Genomic DNA, 13621 nt, shown 5'->3' on the forward strand with positions numbered 1-13621 from the left:
CTGATCTATGTCCAACACCATTCACTTCAAGCGTGATGAGATGGTCTATTCGTCTTATGGCGGACAGCCCCTGAACAGGGCTGCCATTTGTCGCCTGGTAGGCACCGATGAAAGCCAGACGATGGGCGCCGGAATCGCTTATTTCGATGACATCTCGATCAACTGGACTGTGCTTTACGATGAGCTGATCGTCGTCCTGGAAGGTGAGTTTGAACTCGTTCTCGGCGAAACCACGATAGCTGCAAAACCGGGTGATGTTATCTGGATTCCAGAAAAGACACCCCTCGCTTACTCGGGCAAAAAAGCCAAGGTCTTTTACGCGCTGTACCCAGTCAACTGGAGCAACTAAAAGCACGTCATTGTTAAACACGCTGATAGGACCTCTAAGATGCCTGCCTCAAAAGATGCGTACCCGCACCTGTTTTCACCTCTTCAAATACGTAACAAGCGCCTGAAGAACCGGATCATGTCTACCGGGCATGACACCTCCATGCCCACCGACAACCTGGTTAACGAGCAGTTAGTCGCGTACCACAAGGCCCGAGCCGAAGGTGGCGCAGGGCTCATTATTCTGCAAGTTGCAGGTGTACACGAAAGTGCCCGGTACACTTCTCATGTGCTGATGGCCACCGATGACGACTGCATTGCCGGCTATCGTCGGATCGCCGATATCTGCCACGCGAATGGGACGGTGGTCTTTTCGCAGATATTCCACCCGGGACGCGAGATCATGGAGTCCAGCGATGGCCCCTTGGCCGTCGCCTACTCGGCCTCCGCCACGCCGAATGAACGCTTTCACGTCATGCCCCGAACGCTCGATCAGAAAATGATCGACGAGATCGTTGCTGGGTATGGTGAAGCCGCTCGCAGGCTGGAGGCCGCAGGCATCGATGGCGTGGAGATTGTTGCCAGCCACGGATACCTGCCGTCGCAGTTCTTGAACCCGCGCATCAATCGGCGCACGGACCAGTATAACGGTGACATCGCGGACAGACTGCGATTCATGGATGAAATCATCGAGGCGGTGCGGGCCCGGACGAGCGAAAACTTCGTGGTCGGGATGCGCATTTCGGCTGATGAACGCGATGCCGATGGCCTGACTGAAGAGGAGTCTCTTCAGGCCGCACAACGGCTCCAGGATCGTCTGGACTACGTGCATATCGTCGCCGGTACGTCAGCAACACTCGGCGGTGCGATTCATATCGTTCCGCCGATGGCGGTTGAAGCGGCATACCTAGCGAATGAAGCCGCCCGTTTCAAGTCGAAGCTGTCCATTGCGCTGTTCGTGACCGGGCGAATCAATGCGCCCCAGGAGGCCGAACTGATCCTTGCCCGGGGACAGGCGGATGTCTGCGGTATGACAAGGGCTCTGATCTGTGATCCGCAGATGCCAAACAAGACCTCCAGCGGGGAGGCCGACGACGTACGCGCCTGTATCGCTTGCAACCAGGCGTGCATAGGTCACTTCCACAAGGGTTTCCCGATCTCCTGCATCCAGCGCCCCGAGACCGGCCGTGAGCTGCGCTACGGCGTTGTCACTGCGGCCCAGGTAAAAAAGCAGGTGATGGTTATCGGTGGTGGCCCCGCCGGCATGAAGGCGGCTGCCACCGCGGCGCAGCGAGGCCATGACGTGTCCCTGTACGAAGCGACTTCGCAACTCGGCGGGCAGGTCCTCCTCGCTCAACTACTTCCCCGGCGAAGCGAATTCGGCGGCGCAAGCACGAACCTCCAACGCGAACTTGAACTGGCCAACGTCAAGGTGTTCAAGAACACCCGCGTAACAGCGCAAATCATCAATGAGGCCAAACCTGACGCTGTCGTCTTCGCAACCGGCGCGAAGCCATACACCCCTTGCTACGAAGCGGGCGGGGATCTGCAGGTCGTCAACGCCTGGCAAATACTTCGCAACGAAGTGAAGGTGGGCCGTTCCGTTGTCGTCGTGGATTGGCGCTGCGATTGGATCGGGCCCGGCATAGCCGAAATCCTGACCAGGGCTGGCCACAACGTTCAGCTTGCGGTGAATGGACTCAACGTCGGTGAGATCCTGCCACTCTACGTCCGCGACAACATGGTCGGTGAAATGCACAAGTTGAAGATCGCGGTGACCACCTATGCCCGGCTTTACGGTTGCGATGACTCCACCGTCTACATGCAGCACACGGCGAGCGGCGAACCCATCATCTTCGAGAACATTGACACCCTGGTTCTGTGCAACGGGCACGAATCAATCGACGATCTGGCTGATCAACTGGACGACAGCATTGCAATTCATCGCGCCGGCGACTGCCTTGCCCCTCGCAGTGCCGAGGAAGCCATCTACGAAGGAATGAAGGTCGGCTGGGCAATTTAGACCTGATTGTCCGATATCACCCTTTAGCCGCAGCGCCTTAGCCTGGCCTGTGGCTCTTTTTTGGGTTCATCGCGTTCCATGCTGTCCTGGCGCAGTTGCTAATGGATCGATTCACACCAGGGCCGAGCCCGCGGCATGGGCGACTTTCGCGTCCTGATCGGCCTTGACCCCGGAAACGCCAATCGCACCGACCACCTGGCCATCGATCAGCACCAGTACCCCTCCTTCCAGAGAGGTCAGCATCGGTGCAGACAAAAAGGCACTGCGCCCTCCGTTGACCATATCCTCGTCGCCCTTCGTTTCGCGGCGACCGAGGGCCGAGCTGCGCGCTTTCTCTGTGGCGATGTAGGCGCTGATCGGTGCACAACCGTCCAGATGTCCAAGCACTAACCCAGGTTTACTTCACTCTCCTCTTCACCCCGTCGCAGATCACCGTTAACCTTGGCCTCCGGCCGAGCCGGCATTCCGTGCCAGCCGATCAAAAAGCTTTCGGAAACCACTGCCACAATGGATATTTCTTCGACTCAACCCGCACTCAACAACGGCAAGGACAACGCTGGAGGCGGACGCGTTCAGGTCATTGACCGCTCGATTGTGCTGCTGCGCACCCTTGCCGGGCTCAAGCATGGCGCCAGTGCGCTGGACTTGGCGCGCCTGACCGGGATCGACCGGACGACCATCCACCGCCTGCTCAAGACCCTGACCTACTGGAGCCTGATCGAGTCCCAGGGCGGCACCTACCGCATCGGACCCGAGAGCCTGATCTATTCGGCGGCCTATCTGAATCGCTTGAACCTGAGGAAGATCGCCCTGCCCTATGCCATCGAGTTGCAGCGCGTCATCGGCGAGCGCCAGGCCATCGTTTCGTTGTCGGTTCCCGTAGGCGATCAAGTGGTGCTGATAGAACGGATGTGGACCCCGTCGACTCCGCTCAACGTGATCGTAGACCTGGCCGACCAGTTTCCCATCGACGGCAGCCCCAGCGGGCGGGCGATACTGGCCACCTACGGCGAATCGACGGCCCTGGCCATCCTGGGTGAAGAGCGCTATGCCAGGGTGCTGCCAGCCCTCGAGCAGATTCGCCGCGAGGCGGACTTTGCCTTCGGTCACGGTGAGTTCAAGCCCGGCCTGTCCTCGGTGGCCTTCCCCATCCGGCCCGAGGCCACAATCGCCATGGGCGCCGTGGTAGTGGCCGGGCTGGAGATGGAGGACGAGACCCACTCCGGTTCCTCCCTGGCCAGCCATGTGCGCCGAGCTTGCGAAGGCATCGCGGCGCAGTTGGGCAGCCTTTAGGACAGCAGGTCGGGGCCGAGAGCCGCCAGCAACCGGTTCTTCTGCACCTTGCCGTAGTGCGAACGTGGCAACTGATCGGTGAAGTAAATCCGCCGCGGCACCTTGTACCGCGACAACTGCGCGCGGCAGTGCTCAATCAATTGCGCTGCCGACACTTGCCGCGTGCCATCCAGCACCACCGCGGCACAGACCTGTTCTCCCCACTCGACGTCCGGCAGGCCGAACACATGGGCGTCGGCCACGCCGGGATGGCCCAACAGGCTCTGTTCGACCTCGCCGGGCTGTACCGATTTTCCACCGCTGCGAATGATGTCCTTACAGCGCCCCAGGACCAGCAATTGCCCGTCATCGCGAAGCCGCCCCAGATCGCCGCTGCGCAGCCAGCCCTGGTCGAGTGTCTGGGCGCTGAGGGCTTCGAGTTGCCAATAGCCGCTCATCAACTGCGGTCCGCCGAGCAGGATTTCGCCGACGCCATTGGCATCGGCCTGGTCGATACGCACCGCCGCAGCAAATACCGGACGTCCCACCAGGCCTTCGGCGCTCTCTCCGGCACGCCGTGCCGCAGCCATCTGCGAAGCCGAGAGGTAGCAGCTCCAGGGCGCTTCGGTCATGCCGTAAAGCACGCTGATCCGCTCGCCAAACAACTGGTACGCGCCGTCCAGGACGTCGCTCGCCAGCGCGGCGGCCCCCACGTCGAGGCTCTTGAAGAAGGGCAAGTCCTCGGGGCCGGCACCCGCTTCGCGTATCAGCCGCAAAAGCTGGGTCGGCACCAGCGAACTGAAGGCGACCCGATACTCGTGCAGTTGCGCGATAAAGCGTTCGCCATCGAAGCGCCCGTCCAGCACCACTTGCCCACCGCTGAGCAGATGCGCCAATACCGCGACAGCGGCGATCGGCCACAACGGGCGGACATTCAACAGCACATCGCCGGCTGAGGCGCCGCGGGCCATGACGATGTTCTGCAGCACCGCGCAAAGGCTCGCATGCCGGTGCATGACCGCCTTGGGCGCGCCGGTGGTGCCGCCGGTGTAATTCAGTGAGGCCAGCGCCTGGGGGGATTGCGCTGGCCGTGGCTGCCCTGCCGGGGGCGCGGCTTCACTCACTGAACTCAAGGGCCGGCACTCGATACCCGCCAGGCGCAAGTCTTCGACCAGTGCCGTGTACGCGGGTGAAAACAGCAACAACACGGCGCCGGCGTCGCGCAGTTGGGCCAGCAATTCGTCCGCGGCCAGCGCCGGATCGAGGGGCACCCGTACCCGGCCGTTGGCCATGCAGCCATAGTCGGCGAGCAGGTAGTCGATGCTGGCGTCGGCCAACAGCGCGACCCGGGCTCCGGGGGCGATCCGCAGCCCGTCCAAGGCGTGGCCGACAGCATCGAGGGCCCGATCGAGCTCCAGGAAGGTCAGGGTCCGAGCACTGGACGGTTCCCGCAGCGCCGTTTCGTTTGGCCATTTGCAGGCGGCCTGGGCAAGCAGCGTACTGATGTCCATGGCTACCACCCGCTCAGGACGATACGTCCACTGACCTGACGCGACTCCAGCAGCGCATGGGCCAGGGCCACTTCATGAAAAGGCAGCACCCGGTCGATCAACGGCCTGACGTGGCCGCTGTGGATCAGCGCCAGCGCCATGCGCAACTCTTCAAGCGTCGCACTGCCCGAACCCTGAACCTTGAGCCGCCGTCCGATCAACAGGCCCGGATTGATTGGGACGCTGCCAGGGCGCACGTTGCCCAGCACCACCACCCGCCCCCCCAGGGCCATGCAGCGCAGAGTGTCTTGCAGGGTATGCCCGAGGTTATCCATGGCCGCGTCCACGCCGCGCTTGCCGGTCAGCGTCCAGACCTGGGCGCTGTATCCCTCGTTCGCCACGATCACCTCATGGGCCCCCAGCGCATGCAGGAAGTCGCGTTTCTCCGGGCTGCCCGTAACGGCAATCACCCTGGCGCCCAGCGCCCGAGCCAGTTGAATCTGGTGCGCTCCCAGACCGCCACTGGCACCGTTGATCAACACGGTTTCGCCGGGCTTGAGGGCCGCTTCGCCCTGCAAGGCCCGGACGCTGGTCGCGATCGGGCATGACGCCAGCGCAGCCTGGGCATAGTCCAGGCCCTCGGGCAGTTCGACGGCCAAGATAGCCGGCACCCGCAGGTATTGCGCATAGGCCCCTTCGGTGTCCACCGAGGGCAGGCCCAAGGCCCGGCACAGATCCTGGCGCCCGCGCAGGCAGTCCCGGCATTGCCCGCAAAAACGTCGCTGGTAGATCACGACCCTGGCGCCCACGGCCAGTTGCAACACCCCCGCCCCGACCTCGACCACGTCGCCCGCCACTTCATGGCCCAGCACTACCCCGACATGCGCCCCTGGCAGATGACCGGCGCGGTGCAGCAGATCGTGGTGACAAACCCCGGCCGCCTGCACCTTGACCAAGACTTCACCCGGGCCGGCCTGGGGTGTCGGCACCTCTTGCACTTGCAACTGCTCCGGCCCTCCAAAGGCTTTTAGAACTATCGCTTTCATTTTTTATAACCGTTAGTAATTTGGTAAGAATATGTTCGTATAACAAACATGTTGTGCGCATTGTGCGCATAAATTAAGTTTTCCCCACTTTGACGCGGACCTCAAGGGGCAATGCGTCTTTCTTTCACACTCAATGAAATCGAAGTCATGACAGTCGAGTATCAACAGGTTGGCGAAGGTGTTCTGGTGGTCACCCTCAATCGGCAGGAGCGCCTGAACGCCCTGGACAGCCAGGCCAAATATGAGCTGGGCGAGGCCTGGCAGCGCGCGCAGAACGATCGTGCCGTTCGCGCAATCGTTCTGCGGGGCGCTGGCGAGAGAGCCTTCTGCGCAGGCTCCGACCTCAAGGAAATAGCCACCACCGGCGAGACCGTCAGCAGCGAGCTGCTCGCCCGCGCCCTGCCCGGCGTTGGCCATGACCTGAACAAACCGGTGATTGCCGCCTTGCACGGCTACACCCTGGGGCTGGGCATCAGCCTGGCCATCCATTGCGATTTCCGCATTGCTCGGCATGACACCCGATTCAATTTTCCGGAAGTGCAGCACGGTATGCTGTCCGGCTTCAGCGCTATCACCCTGCCGAGCCTGATTGGCGAAGCGGCGGCCCTGGACATCATGCTCAGCGCCCGTCAGTTCGATGCCGATCAGGCGCTGGCCATGGGCCTGGTCAATCGCGTGGTCGACAACCCCTATGACAGCGCCGTGGAACTGGCTACACGCCTGGCCGCGCACTCCGGCAAGGCTGTCGAATGGACCAAGGCCTTGTTACTGGCGGAAAGGAAAAGCCGCCTGCAACGCCATATGGCGCTGGTCGACCAGGCTCGCCAGGACGTCATGCGCGACCGGTAGCGCCCATCAATAAGCGAAAAACCAACACACCCAGCTTCGCCAGTACTGTCAGGCACACCCACCACCAGGAATGGAAAGCGGCACCTCTTCATTGGAGCCTCACCATGTCTCACCCCTGCACCCGTTTTTATCCCAGGCTCAGCCTGCTAAGCGCCAGCCTCCTCGGGCTCTGCGCCAGCCAGGTGACCCTGGCCGAAGAAGACAGACCACGACCGGCGGCTGCCAACGAAACCGCCCTGCAGACCGTGGTCGTTACCGGCGCCCGGGACAGCGGCCGCACCGTGGCCAAGAGCCTGGCCCCTATCGACGTCATCAGTGCCGACGACCTGGCTCGCTCTGGCAAACAGAATCTGCGCGACGCCCTGGCCGCCAGCGTGCCGTCCTATACCAACGCCGCGGGCTTCACCGGCGGCACCGGCCTGTCGGTCAAGTCCGCGACACTGCGCGGGTTGGGCGGCAACCATGTACTGGTGCTGGTCAATGGCAAACGCCGGCACAACACCTCGCTGATTTTCGTACAGAACGCCGCCGCCTCCAGCGGCCAGTCACCCGCAGATCTCGACCTGATCCCCATCAGCGCCGTGGATCACGTCGAAGTGCTGCGCGACGGTGCGGCGGCACAATACGGCTCGGACGCCATCGCCGGGGTGATCAATATCATCCTCAAGGACAACCGTTCCGGTGGTAGCGCCAGTGCACTGTATGGGCAGTACAAGGAGCGGGTTGGCGGCAAGGGCAATTTCGGCGCCCGCGGCCAGGGCCAGATCAACCAGGGCTTCGAACTGCCCAACGACGGTTTCTTCAGTCTCAGCGCCGATATCGGCATTCAGGAAAGCTCCAACGTCGCGGGCGCGGTTCCAGACCGCACCAGTATCTATTTTCGCCAGAACGGCCGGCCCGATCCGCGGGAAACCAGCGAAAGCCGCTATCGCCAGCAACTGGGCCAGCCTCGGGCGCAGACCTACGATTTCGCCTATAACACCGAACTGCCGCTCAACGACGCCTATACCCTGTACTCGTTCTCGACCCTGAGCCACCGCAACTCCACCAGTTGGGGCACCTATCGCACCGCCAACTCGCCGCAAAACATCGTCTCGGTGTACCCGGACGGTTTCTCGCCGCGTTTCGTGGTCGAGGAAGACGACTTCCAGAACGTGTTCGGTGTACGCAACGACGATCTGCTGGGCTGGCATTGGGACCTGAGCACCAGCTATGGCTACAACAACGCCAACACCCGCAACGAACGCTCGCTCAACCCGTCCCTGGGGCCGAACAGCCCCCGCAACATGGATGGTGGCAACCTGATCGCCAGCCAATGGACCAACAACCTGGACCTGACCCGCTCGTTCGACACCGGGCTGTTCGCCAAGCCGTTGAACGTGTCTACAGGCCTGGAGTTTCGTCGCGATGGGTTTGAAATCCAGGACGGCGAGTACGCATCTTACGCCGATGGCGGCTATGTGTTCCCGGTCGGACACCCCCTGGCGGGCCAACGTCCCAACCCGGGCGCGCCAGGGCTGGTGGGTTTCACCCCGGCCGACGCGCATAATTACTCGCGAACCAATACCGCCGGCTACGTCGACTTCAACCAGAGCCTGACCGATAAGTGGGACATGAGCCTGGCCGGTCGTTTCGAGCACTACAGCGACTTCGGCGATACCGGTAGCGGCAAGTTCTCGACACGCTATGCCTTTACCCCGCAATTCGCCGTGCGCGGCACTATCAGCAACGGTTTTCGCGCACCGTCCCTGCAACAGCAGTACTACTCCTCGTCACTCACCGCATGGCGCACCAATCCGTTCAGCGGCGTACTGGAGCAGGCGACCACGCGTTATGTGACCGTCGACGACGCAGCCGGGCAAGCCTTGGGCGCCAAGGATCTGAAACCGGAACGCTCGATGAACTACAGCCTGGGCTTTGTCGCCACGCCGACCGAGAACCTGGACGTCACCGTCGACCTGTATCAGATCGATATCAAGGATCGCATCCTGCAAACCAGCAACCTGCAAGGTACGGCGGTTTCCAACCTGCTGGCCACCCAGGGACTGAACCCCAACCAGATCGTTTCCTACTTCGGCAACCTCGCCGATACCCGCACCCGCGGCATCGACCTGGTGGCCGACTACCGTTACGACCTGGGCCGTTATGGCAAGACCAAGTGGACCCTGCTCAGCAACCAGAGCCTGCAGACCATCGAGAAGATCAAGGAGCCCGCGGCACTGGCCGGCACCGGGATCAGCGCGGTCGGCCGCGACCGCCAGGGCAACCTGACCGACGCCTACCCGAAGAACGTCACCTCCCTGACCGCCGCCTGGCAACTGGGCGACTTCGACCTCACGCTCAAGGAAACCCGTTACTCCAAAGTCACCGGGCGCAATCAGATTTCCGCCAGCCGCGACGAAGAAATCCGCCCGGCCTTCATCACCGACCTGAGCCTGGGCTACTACCTGAGCGACGCGGTGAAACTGACCATCGGTGGGGAAAACATCTTCGACCGCCGGCCCCAGCAGCTCAACGACGAAGCCAAGCGCTTCTACTTCTTCCCCACCGACAACCCGACCTACAGCTGGTACTCGCCCTACGGTCTGGAAGGCGCCTATTACTTCGCCAAAGTCGACGTGAGCTGGTAAGGGCCAATGAACACTCCCAGCACCTTGAGCGCCCATGCTCATCCGCACGCCGACAGCGCGGTACCGGCCTTCGACCAGCGCCTGTATCGAAAACTGGTGTGGCGCATCATGCCGTTCCTGTTCCTTTGTTTTGTCCTCAACTGGCTGGACCGGGTCAACATCGGCTTCGCGCATTTGCAGTTCAAGACCGACCTGAACATCAGCGACGCCACCTTCGGCATCATCGTCGGGGTGTTCTCCATTGGCTACCTGCTGTTCGAGATCCCCAGCAACCTGTTGCTGGAGAAAATCGGCGCGAAGAAAACCATGACCCGAATCATGATCCTCTGGGGGCTGGTGACCATCGCCACCGCGTTCGCCCAGACTCCGGCGCAGTTCTATGTGCTGCGGATCTTGCTGGGGGCAGCCGAAGCCGGGTTCTTTCCCGGCGTGATCCTGTACCTGACCTACTGGTTTCCCGCGACCCACCGGGCGCGGATCACCTCGCGGTTCATCATGGCGATCGCCGTCTGCGGGATCATCGGTGGCCCGCTGTCAACCTCGATCATGGGGCACTTCGCCGGGCTCGGTGGTTTTACCGGCTGGCAATGGCTGTTCGTGGTGACTGGCATTCCCCCGGTGCTCGCCGGGCTGTTCGCCTGGTATTGGCTGGATGACAAGCCGGCCACCGCCAATTGGTTGAGCGATGCAGAAAAGTACGCCATCGCGCAGGCCCTGGCCCATGAACGGCAACAGCGCAAACCCGGCGGTCATCAGCGCTTCGTCGAAGCCCTCAAGGACCGCAAGGTCTGGTTCATCACCCTGGCCTACTGCCTGACCATCATGTGCACCGGCAATGTCACCAACATCTGGGCACCCTCGATCATTCGCGAGTCGGGGATCAGTCACCTCGGGCAACTGGGGCTGCTCTCGGCCGTGCCCTATGTGGTGGGTGTCACCTTGATGCTATGGGCCTGTCGGCATTCGGATCTGCATCAGGAGCGCCGTTGGCACTTCGCCCTAGGTGGCCTGAGCGCGGCGCTGGCAATGCTGATTCTGCCCGGCTTCCTGTTCAGCCCTTACTCGGCGATTGCCGTGCTGACCCTGATGACCAGCGGCTACCTGGTGGCCACGGCGATCTTCTGGACCATTCCCACCTACTACCTGTCGGACCGCGCCAAAGCTGCCGGCCTGGCGCTGGTCAACTGCTGCGGGCAGATCAGCAGCCTGCTGACGCCGATCATGATCGGTGCGATCAAGACCGGTACCGGCGATATCAGCCTGGCGCTCTACATCGTCGCGGCCCTGGTGGCCAGCGGCACCCTGATCCTTTTGTTCGGCGTGCCACGGCACGCCCTGCGCGACGCTTCCTGACCTTCTCGATGGACACTTCCATGACCGATTACCTCGACCTTGCCCAACAACTGGCCACTCAGATCCAACCTGGCGCCGCCGAGCGCGATGCCGGCAGGCTCCTGCCCTATGCGCAACTCGACCTGATCCGCAATTCGGGCCTGGGCGCCGCCCGGGTTCCTGCCGAGCTGGGCGGCGGCGACATCAGCCAGTTGCAGGTGGCGCAGATCTTCATCGCCCTGGGCAAGGCCGATCCCAGTGTCGCCCAGGCGCTGTTCCCGCATTTCGCCACCGTCGAGCACCTGCGTCTTATCGCCAGCCCCGAGCAGCAGCGCCTGTACCTCGGAGCCTTCGTCGAGCGCCAGCTGTCCTCGGGGGCCATTGCCGAACGCAGTGGTACCTTCCGCGGGGACATCCACACCCGGCTGGAGCGGAATGGCGAGCGTCTGGTGCTCAATGGCAGCAAGTTCTACAGCACCGGTTGCCTGTTCGCCGACCTGCTCAAAGTCCAGGCCGTGGACGAGGATGGCCACGCGGTCTACGTGATCCTGCCGGCCGATACACCGGGCATCTCCATGCTCGACGACTGGGACGGCATGGGCCAACGGGTCACCGCCAGCGGCAGTACCTTGCTGGAAAATGTCTCGGTACGCCCGGAGCAAGTGATCCCTCTGGCCCAGTGGTACCAGCGGCGTAACTACGTCGGCGCCAGCGCGCAGCTGATTCATTGCGCCATCGATATCGGTATCGGCCTGGCAGCTCTCGACGACGCGGTGCTCTGGGCGCGTACCGGCTCGCGCCCGGTGCGTGAAAGTGGCGTCGATCAGGCACGCAACGACCCTTACATCCTGCACACCGTGGGTGATCTGGCGGCCCGCATCCATGGGGCCGAGGCGCTGATGGAGAAGGCTGCCGGCGCCGTCGACCTGGCCGCTCGCAGCCAATTGCAAGGCTTGGCGCAAGGTGCCGAACTGGAGGAGATTCTGGTGCGCGCCTCGATTGCCGTGGCAGAAGCCAAGATCGCTTCAACCCGCGCTGCCTTGCACGTGTGCGAGCGCCTGTACGAAGTCGGCGGCGCCGCCACCACCCAATCGCGCTACAACTTCGATCGCCACTGGCGTAACGCCCGCACCCACACCACCCATGATGCCCTGGCTTACAAGTACAAGGCCATCGGCGACTACCTGCTCAACGGCAATGCACCGCCCATTGCGTTCACCTACTGAGGATCGCCGAGGCCTTCGGCGCCAGCGTTGAGAGACGTCGCGAGGCCATTGAGGCGCGCAGGGTTCCAGCGTCGCCAGGTATCGCTCGAACTAAGGTTTGAATTCGCTCGGGGAATACCAAAATAGCGCCTCGCCCTTCATCACCTGAAAGCCTGTATACCTGAATGGCTGAACGCCCCCATGGAAAGGGCAGGACAGCGTCAGGTAGAAGATCACCTCAGCTGTTGACTGAACGCTCGCCACAAGCCGACGAACCCTCTGCAAGCAAGGACCCAATCATGCGTATGTATCAAGTCGATGCCTTTACCGACCGGCTTTTTTCCGGAAACCCCGCTGCCGTTCTTGTGCTCGAGGACTGGCTGCCAGATGACCTGATGCTAGCGATCACCCAGGAAAACAACCTCGCCGAAACGGCTTTTGTCAAAGCCCGATCCGACGGGGAGTGGGATCTGCGCTGGTTCGCTCCGGCGCATGAAGTCGATTTCTGCGGCCACGCTACCTTGGCGACCGCACATGTTCTATTGAGCAAGAACGAGAAGGCTCCATTGGTGTTTCACACTCGCGTCGGAGAGTTGCGGGTATCGAAAGAGGTCCGTGGATACAAGCTCGATATTCCCTGCCTTTCGCCAGAGGCGCTGGACGCCCTTCCAGGAGAAATCGCCGATATCTTCGAGCTGCCGCCTGCGCGTATCTTCCGCAACTTCGAGAACCTATTTGTCGACCTCGGCAGTGCCGACGCAGTGCGCCGTTTCGTTCCCGACCTCATCGCGATCGCTCGTCTCGGTCCTGTCGGACTCGTTGTGACGGGACAAGAGTCGGAAGGCTCAAAAGCGCAGTTCGTCTCACGCTACTTCGCCCCCGGCGCAGGTATTCCCGAAGACCCTGTTACCGGGTCGATTCACGCCACTCTTGTGCCTTACTGGGCTGGCCGACTGGGTCGCAATTGTCTCCTGGCTTACCAGGCATCCATGCGAGGCGGCTGGCTCGACTGTGAACTGTCCGGGGATCGGGTGTTTCTGGTTGGAAATGCCGTGACGTTCATGGAGGCCACGATTTCCCTTCCCGAGAGGTAAGTGACTCCGCTGATAGCGTTTGCTCAACACGCTTCCAGATCAGCGACACAAGCGCGCGTCAGTAACACTGACGCGCGCTACTGTGTAGCGCGGTATCAAACCGAGGGATTTATGACTGAAACCACAAACAGCTGACCACTTACCGCTCCTGACCGAATCTACTCGGTCACTTCTGACTCGGGCAGTTCCTGCCTGAAACCGCCAGGCAATGGGCATAGATCCACCATTCAAGGCCGTTAAAGACATCGGGTATTCTTGCCCGCCCTGCACTGTTGCCAGAAAAGACGCCCCATATTGACTGATCAATCGTCCTGATCCGGTCAATTCAGCACTGATTCGGTCAGCGGCATAGG

The 13621-nt window shown here is 61.9% G+C and carries 10 protein-coding genes and 1 pseudogene; 8 read left to right on the forward strand and 3 right to left on the reverse strand.

The annotated features are described in order from the left end of the window. Positions 1-7 precede the first annotated feature (7 nt). On the forward strand, positions 8-349 hold the full coding sequence (locus ACEN8Q_RS12125; RefSeq protein ID WP_413421139.1) for a cupin domain-containing protein: 342 nt from the start codon (positions 8-10) through the stop codon (positions 347-349). A 39-nt stretch (positions 350-388) separates the two neighbouring features. After that, positions 389-2350, forward strand: a complete 1962-nt coding sequence (locus tag ACEN8Q_RS12130) for an FAD-dependent oxidoreductase (protein WP_413705264.1) — start codon at positions 389-391, stop codon at positions 2348-2350. Between the two features lie 111 nt (positions 2351-2461). Here ACEN8Q_RS12130 and ACEN8Q_RS12135 read toward each other — a convergent pair. Next, positions 2462-2740, reverse strand: a pseudogene (locus ACEN8Q_RS12135) (heme-binding protein); the annotation flags it as partial. A 117-nt stretch (positions 2741-2857) separates the two neighbouring features. Between ACEN8Q_RS12135 and ACEN8Q_RS12140 the strand changes: the two are divergent. Continuing rightward, positions 2858-3643 carry an IclR family transcriptional regulator gene (locus ACEN8Q_RS12140; protein WP_413421135.1) on the forward strand — a complete coding sequence of 262 codons (786 nt, stop codon included), beginning with the start codon at positions 2858-2860 and terminating at the stop codon, positions 3641-3643. On the opposite strand, the gene ACEN8Q_RS12145 is transcribed toward ACEN8Q_RS12140, so the two are convergent. Both ACEN8Q_RS12145 and ACEN8Q_RS12150 read right to left on the reverse strand, forming a co-directional pair. Continuing rightward, the gene (locus tag ACEN8Q_RS12145; RefSeq protein ID WP_413421133.1) at positions 3640-5133 is read right to left on the reverse strand and encodes a class I adenylate-forming enzyme family protein; all 1494 of its coding nucleotides are present in this window, start codon (positions 5131-5133) and stop codon (positions 3640-3642) included. The genes ACEN8Q_RS12140 and ACEN8Q_RS12145 overlap by 4 nt on opposite strands. Positions 5134-5135: 2 nt before the next feature. Further along, positions 5136-6158: an alcohol dehydrogenase catalytic domain-containing protein gene (locus tag ACEN8Q_RS12150; protein ID WP_413421131.1), complete on the reverse strand. Its 1023-nt coding sequence runs from the start codon at positions 6156-6158 to the stop codon at positions 5136-5138. A gap of 111 nt (positions 6159-6269) precedes the next feature. Between ACEN8Q_RS12150 and ACEN8Q_RS12155 the strand changes: the two genes are divergently transcribed. From ACEN8Q_RS12155 to ACEN8Q_RS12175, 5 genes are all read left to right on the forward strand, one after another. Beyond that, positions 6270-7007 (forward strand): enoyl-CoA hydratase/isomerase family protein, encoded by a 738-nt coding sequence (locus tag ACEN8Q_RS12155; protein ID WP_413421129.1) that lies wholly within the window; start codon positions 6270-6272, stop codon positions 7005-7007. Positions 7008-7111: 104 nt separating this feature from the next. After that, positions 7112-9637 (forward strand): TonB-dependent receptor plug domain-containing protein, encoded by a 2526-nt coding sequence (locus ACEN8Q_RS12160; RefSeq protein ID WP_413705265.1) that lies wholly within the window; start codon positions 7112-7114, stop codon positions 9635-9637. A gap of 6 nt (positions 9638-9643) precedes the next feature. After that, a complete protein-coding gene (locus ACEN8Q_RS12165; RefSeq protein WP_413421125.1) occupies positions 9644-10990 on the forward strand; it encodes an MFS transporter in 1347 nt (448 codons plus the stop codon). 20 nt (positions 10991-11010) lie between these two features. Further along, positions 11011-12195, forward strand: a complete 1185-nt coding sequence (locus tag ACEN8Q_RS12170) for an acyl-CoA dehydrogenase family protein (protein ID WP_413705266.1) — start codon at positions 11011-11013, stop codon at positions 12193-12195. 278 nt (positions 12196-12473) lie between these two features. Beyond that, complete coding sequence (locus ACEN8Q_RS12175; protein ID WP_413705267.1) at positions 12474-13268, forward strand: PhzF family phenazine biosynthesis protein; 795 nt, start codon at positions 12474-12476, stop codon at positions 13266-13268. The last annotated feature ends 353 nt before the right edge of the window (positions 13269-13621 follow it).

Origin of the sequence: Pseudomonas sp. Pseusp16, from assembly GCF_047324915.1 — a bacterium.
Lineage (GTDB): Bacteria > Pseudomonadota > Gammaproteobacteria > Pseudomonadales > Pseudomonadaceae > Aquipseudomonas > Aquipseudomonas fluorescens_CD.

Bases quoted from the DNA above. Each gene is read 5' to 3' on its own strand.
- ACEN8Q_RS12125 (WP_413421139.1), top strand. From the start codon at position 8: ATGTCCAACACCATTCACTTCAAGCGTGATGAGATGGTCTATTCGTCT.
- ACEN8Q_RS12130 (WP_413705264.1), top strand. From the start codon at position 389: ATGCCTGCCTCAAAAGATGCGTACCCGCACCTGTTTTCACCTCTTCAA.
- ACEN8Q_RS12140 (WP_413421135.1), top strand. From the start codon at position 2,858: ATGGATATTTCTTCGACTCAACCCGCACTCAACAACGGCAAGGACAAC.
- ACEN8Q_RS12145 (WP_413421133.1), bottom strand. From the start codon at position 5,133: ATGGACATCAGTACGCTGCTTGCCCAGGCCGCCTGCAAATGGCCAAAC.
- ACEN8Q_RS12150 (WP_413421131.1), bottom strand. From the start codon at position 6,158: ATGAAAGCGATAGTTCTAAAAGCCTTTGGAGGGCCGGAGCAGTTGCAA.
- ACEN8Q_RS12155 (WP_413421129.1), top strand. From the start codon at position 6,270: ATGCGTCTTTCTTTCACACTCAATGAAATCGAAGTCATGACAGTCGAG.
- ACEN8Q_RS12160 (WP_413705265.1), top strand. From the start codon at position 7,112: ATGTCTCACCCCTGCACCCGTTTTTATCCCAGGCTCAGCCTGCTAAGC.
- ACEN8Q_RS12165 (WP_413421125.1), top strand. From the start codon at position 9,644: ATGAACACTCCCAGCACCTTGAGCGCCCATGCTCATCCGCACGCCGAC.
- ACEN8Q_RS12170 (WP_413705266.1), top strand. From the start codon at position 11,011: ATGACCGATTACCTCGACCTTGCCCAACAACTGGCCACTCAGATCCAA.
- ACEN8Q_RS12175 (WP_413705267.1), top strand. From the start codon at position 12,474: ATGCGTATGTATCAAGTCGATGCCTTTACCGACCGGCTTTTTTCCGGA.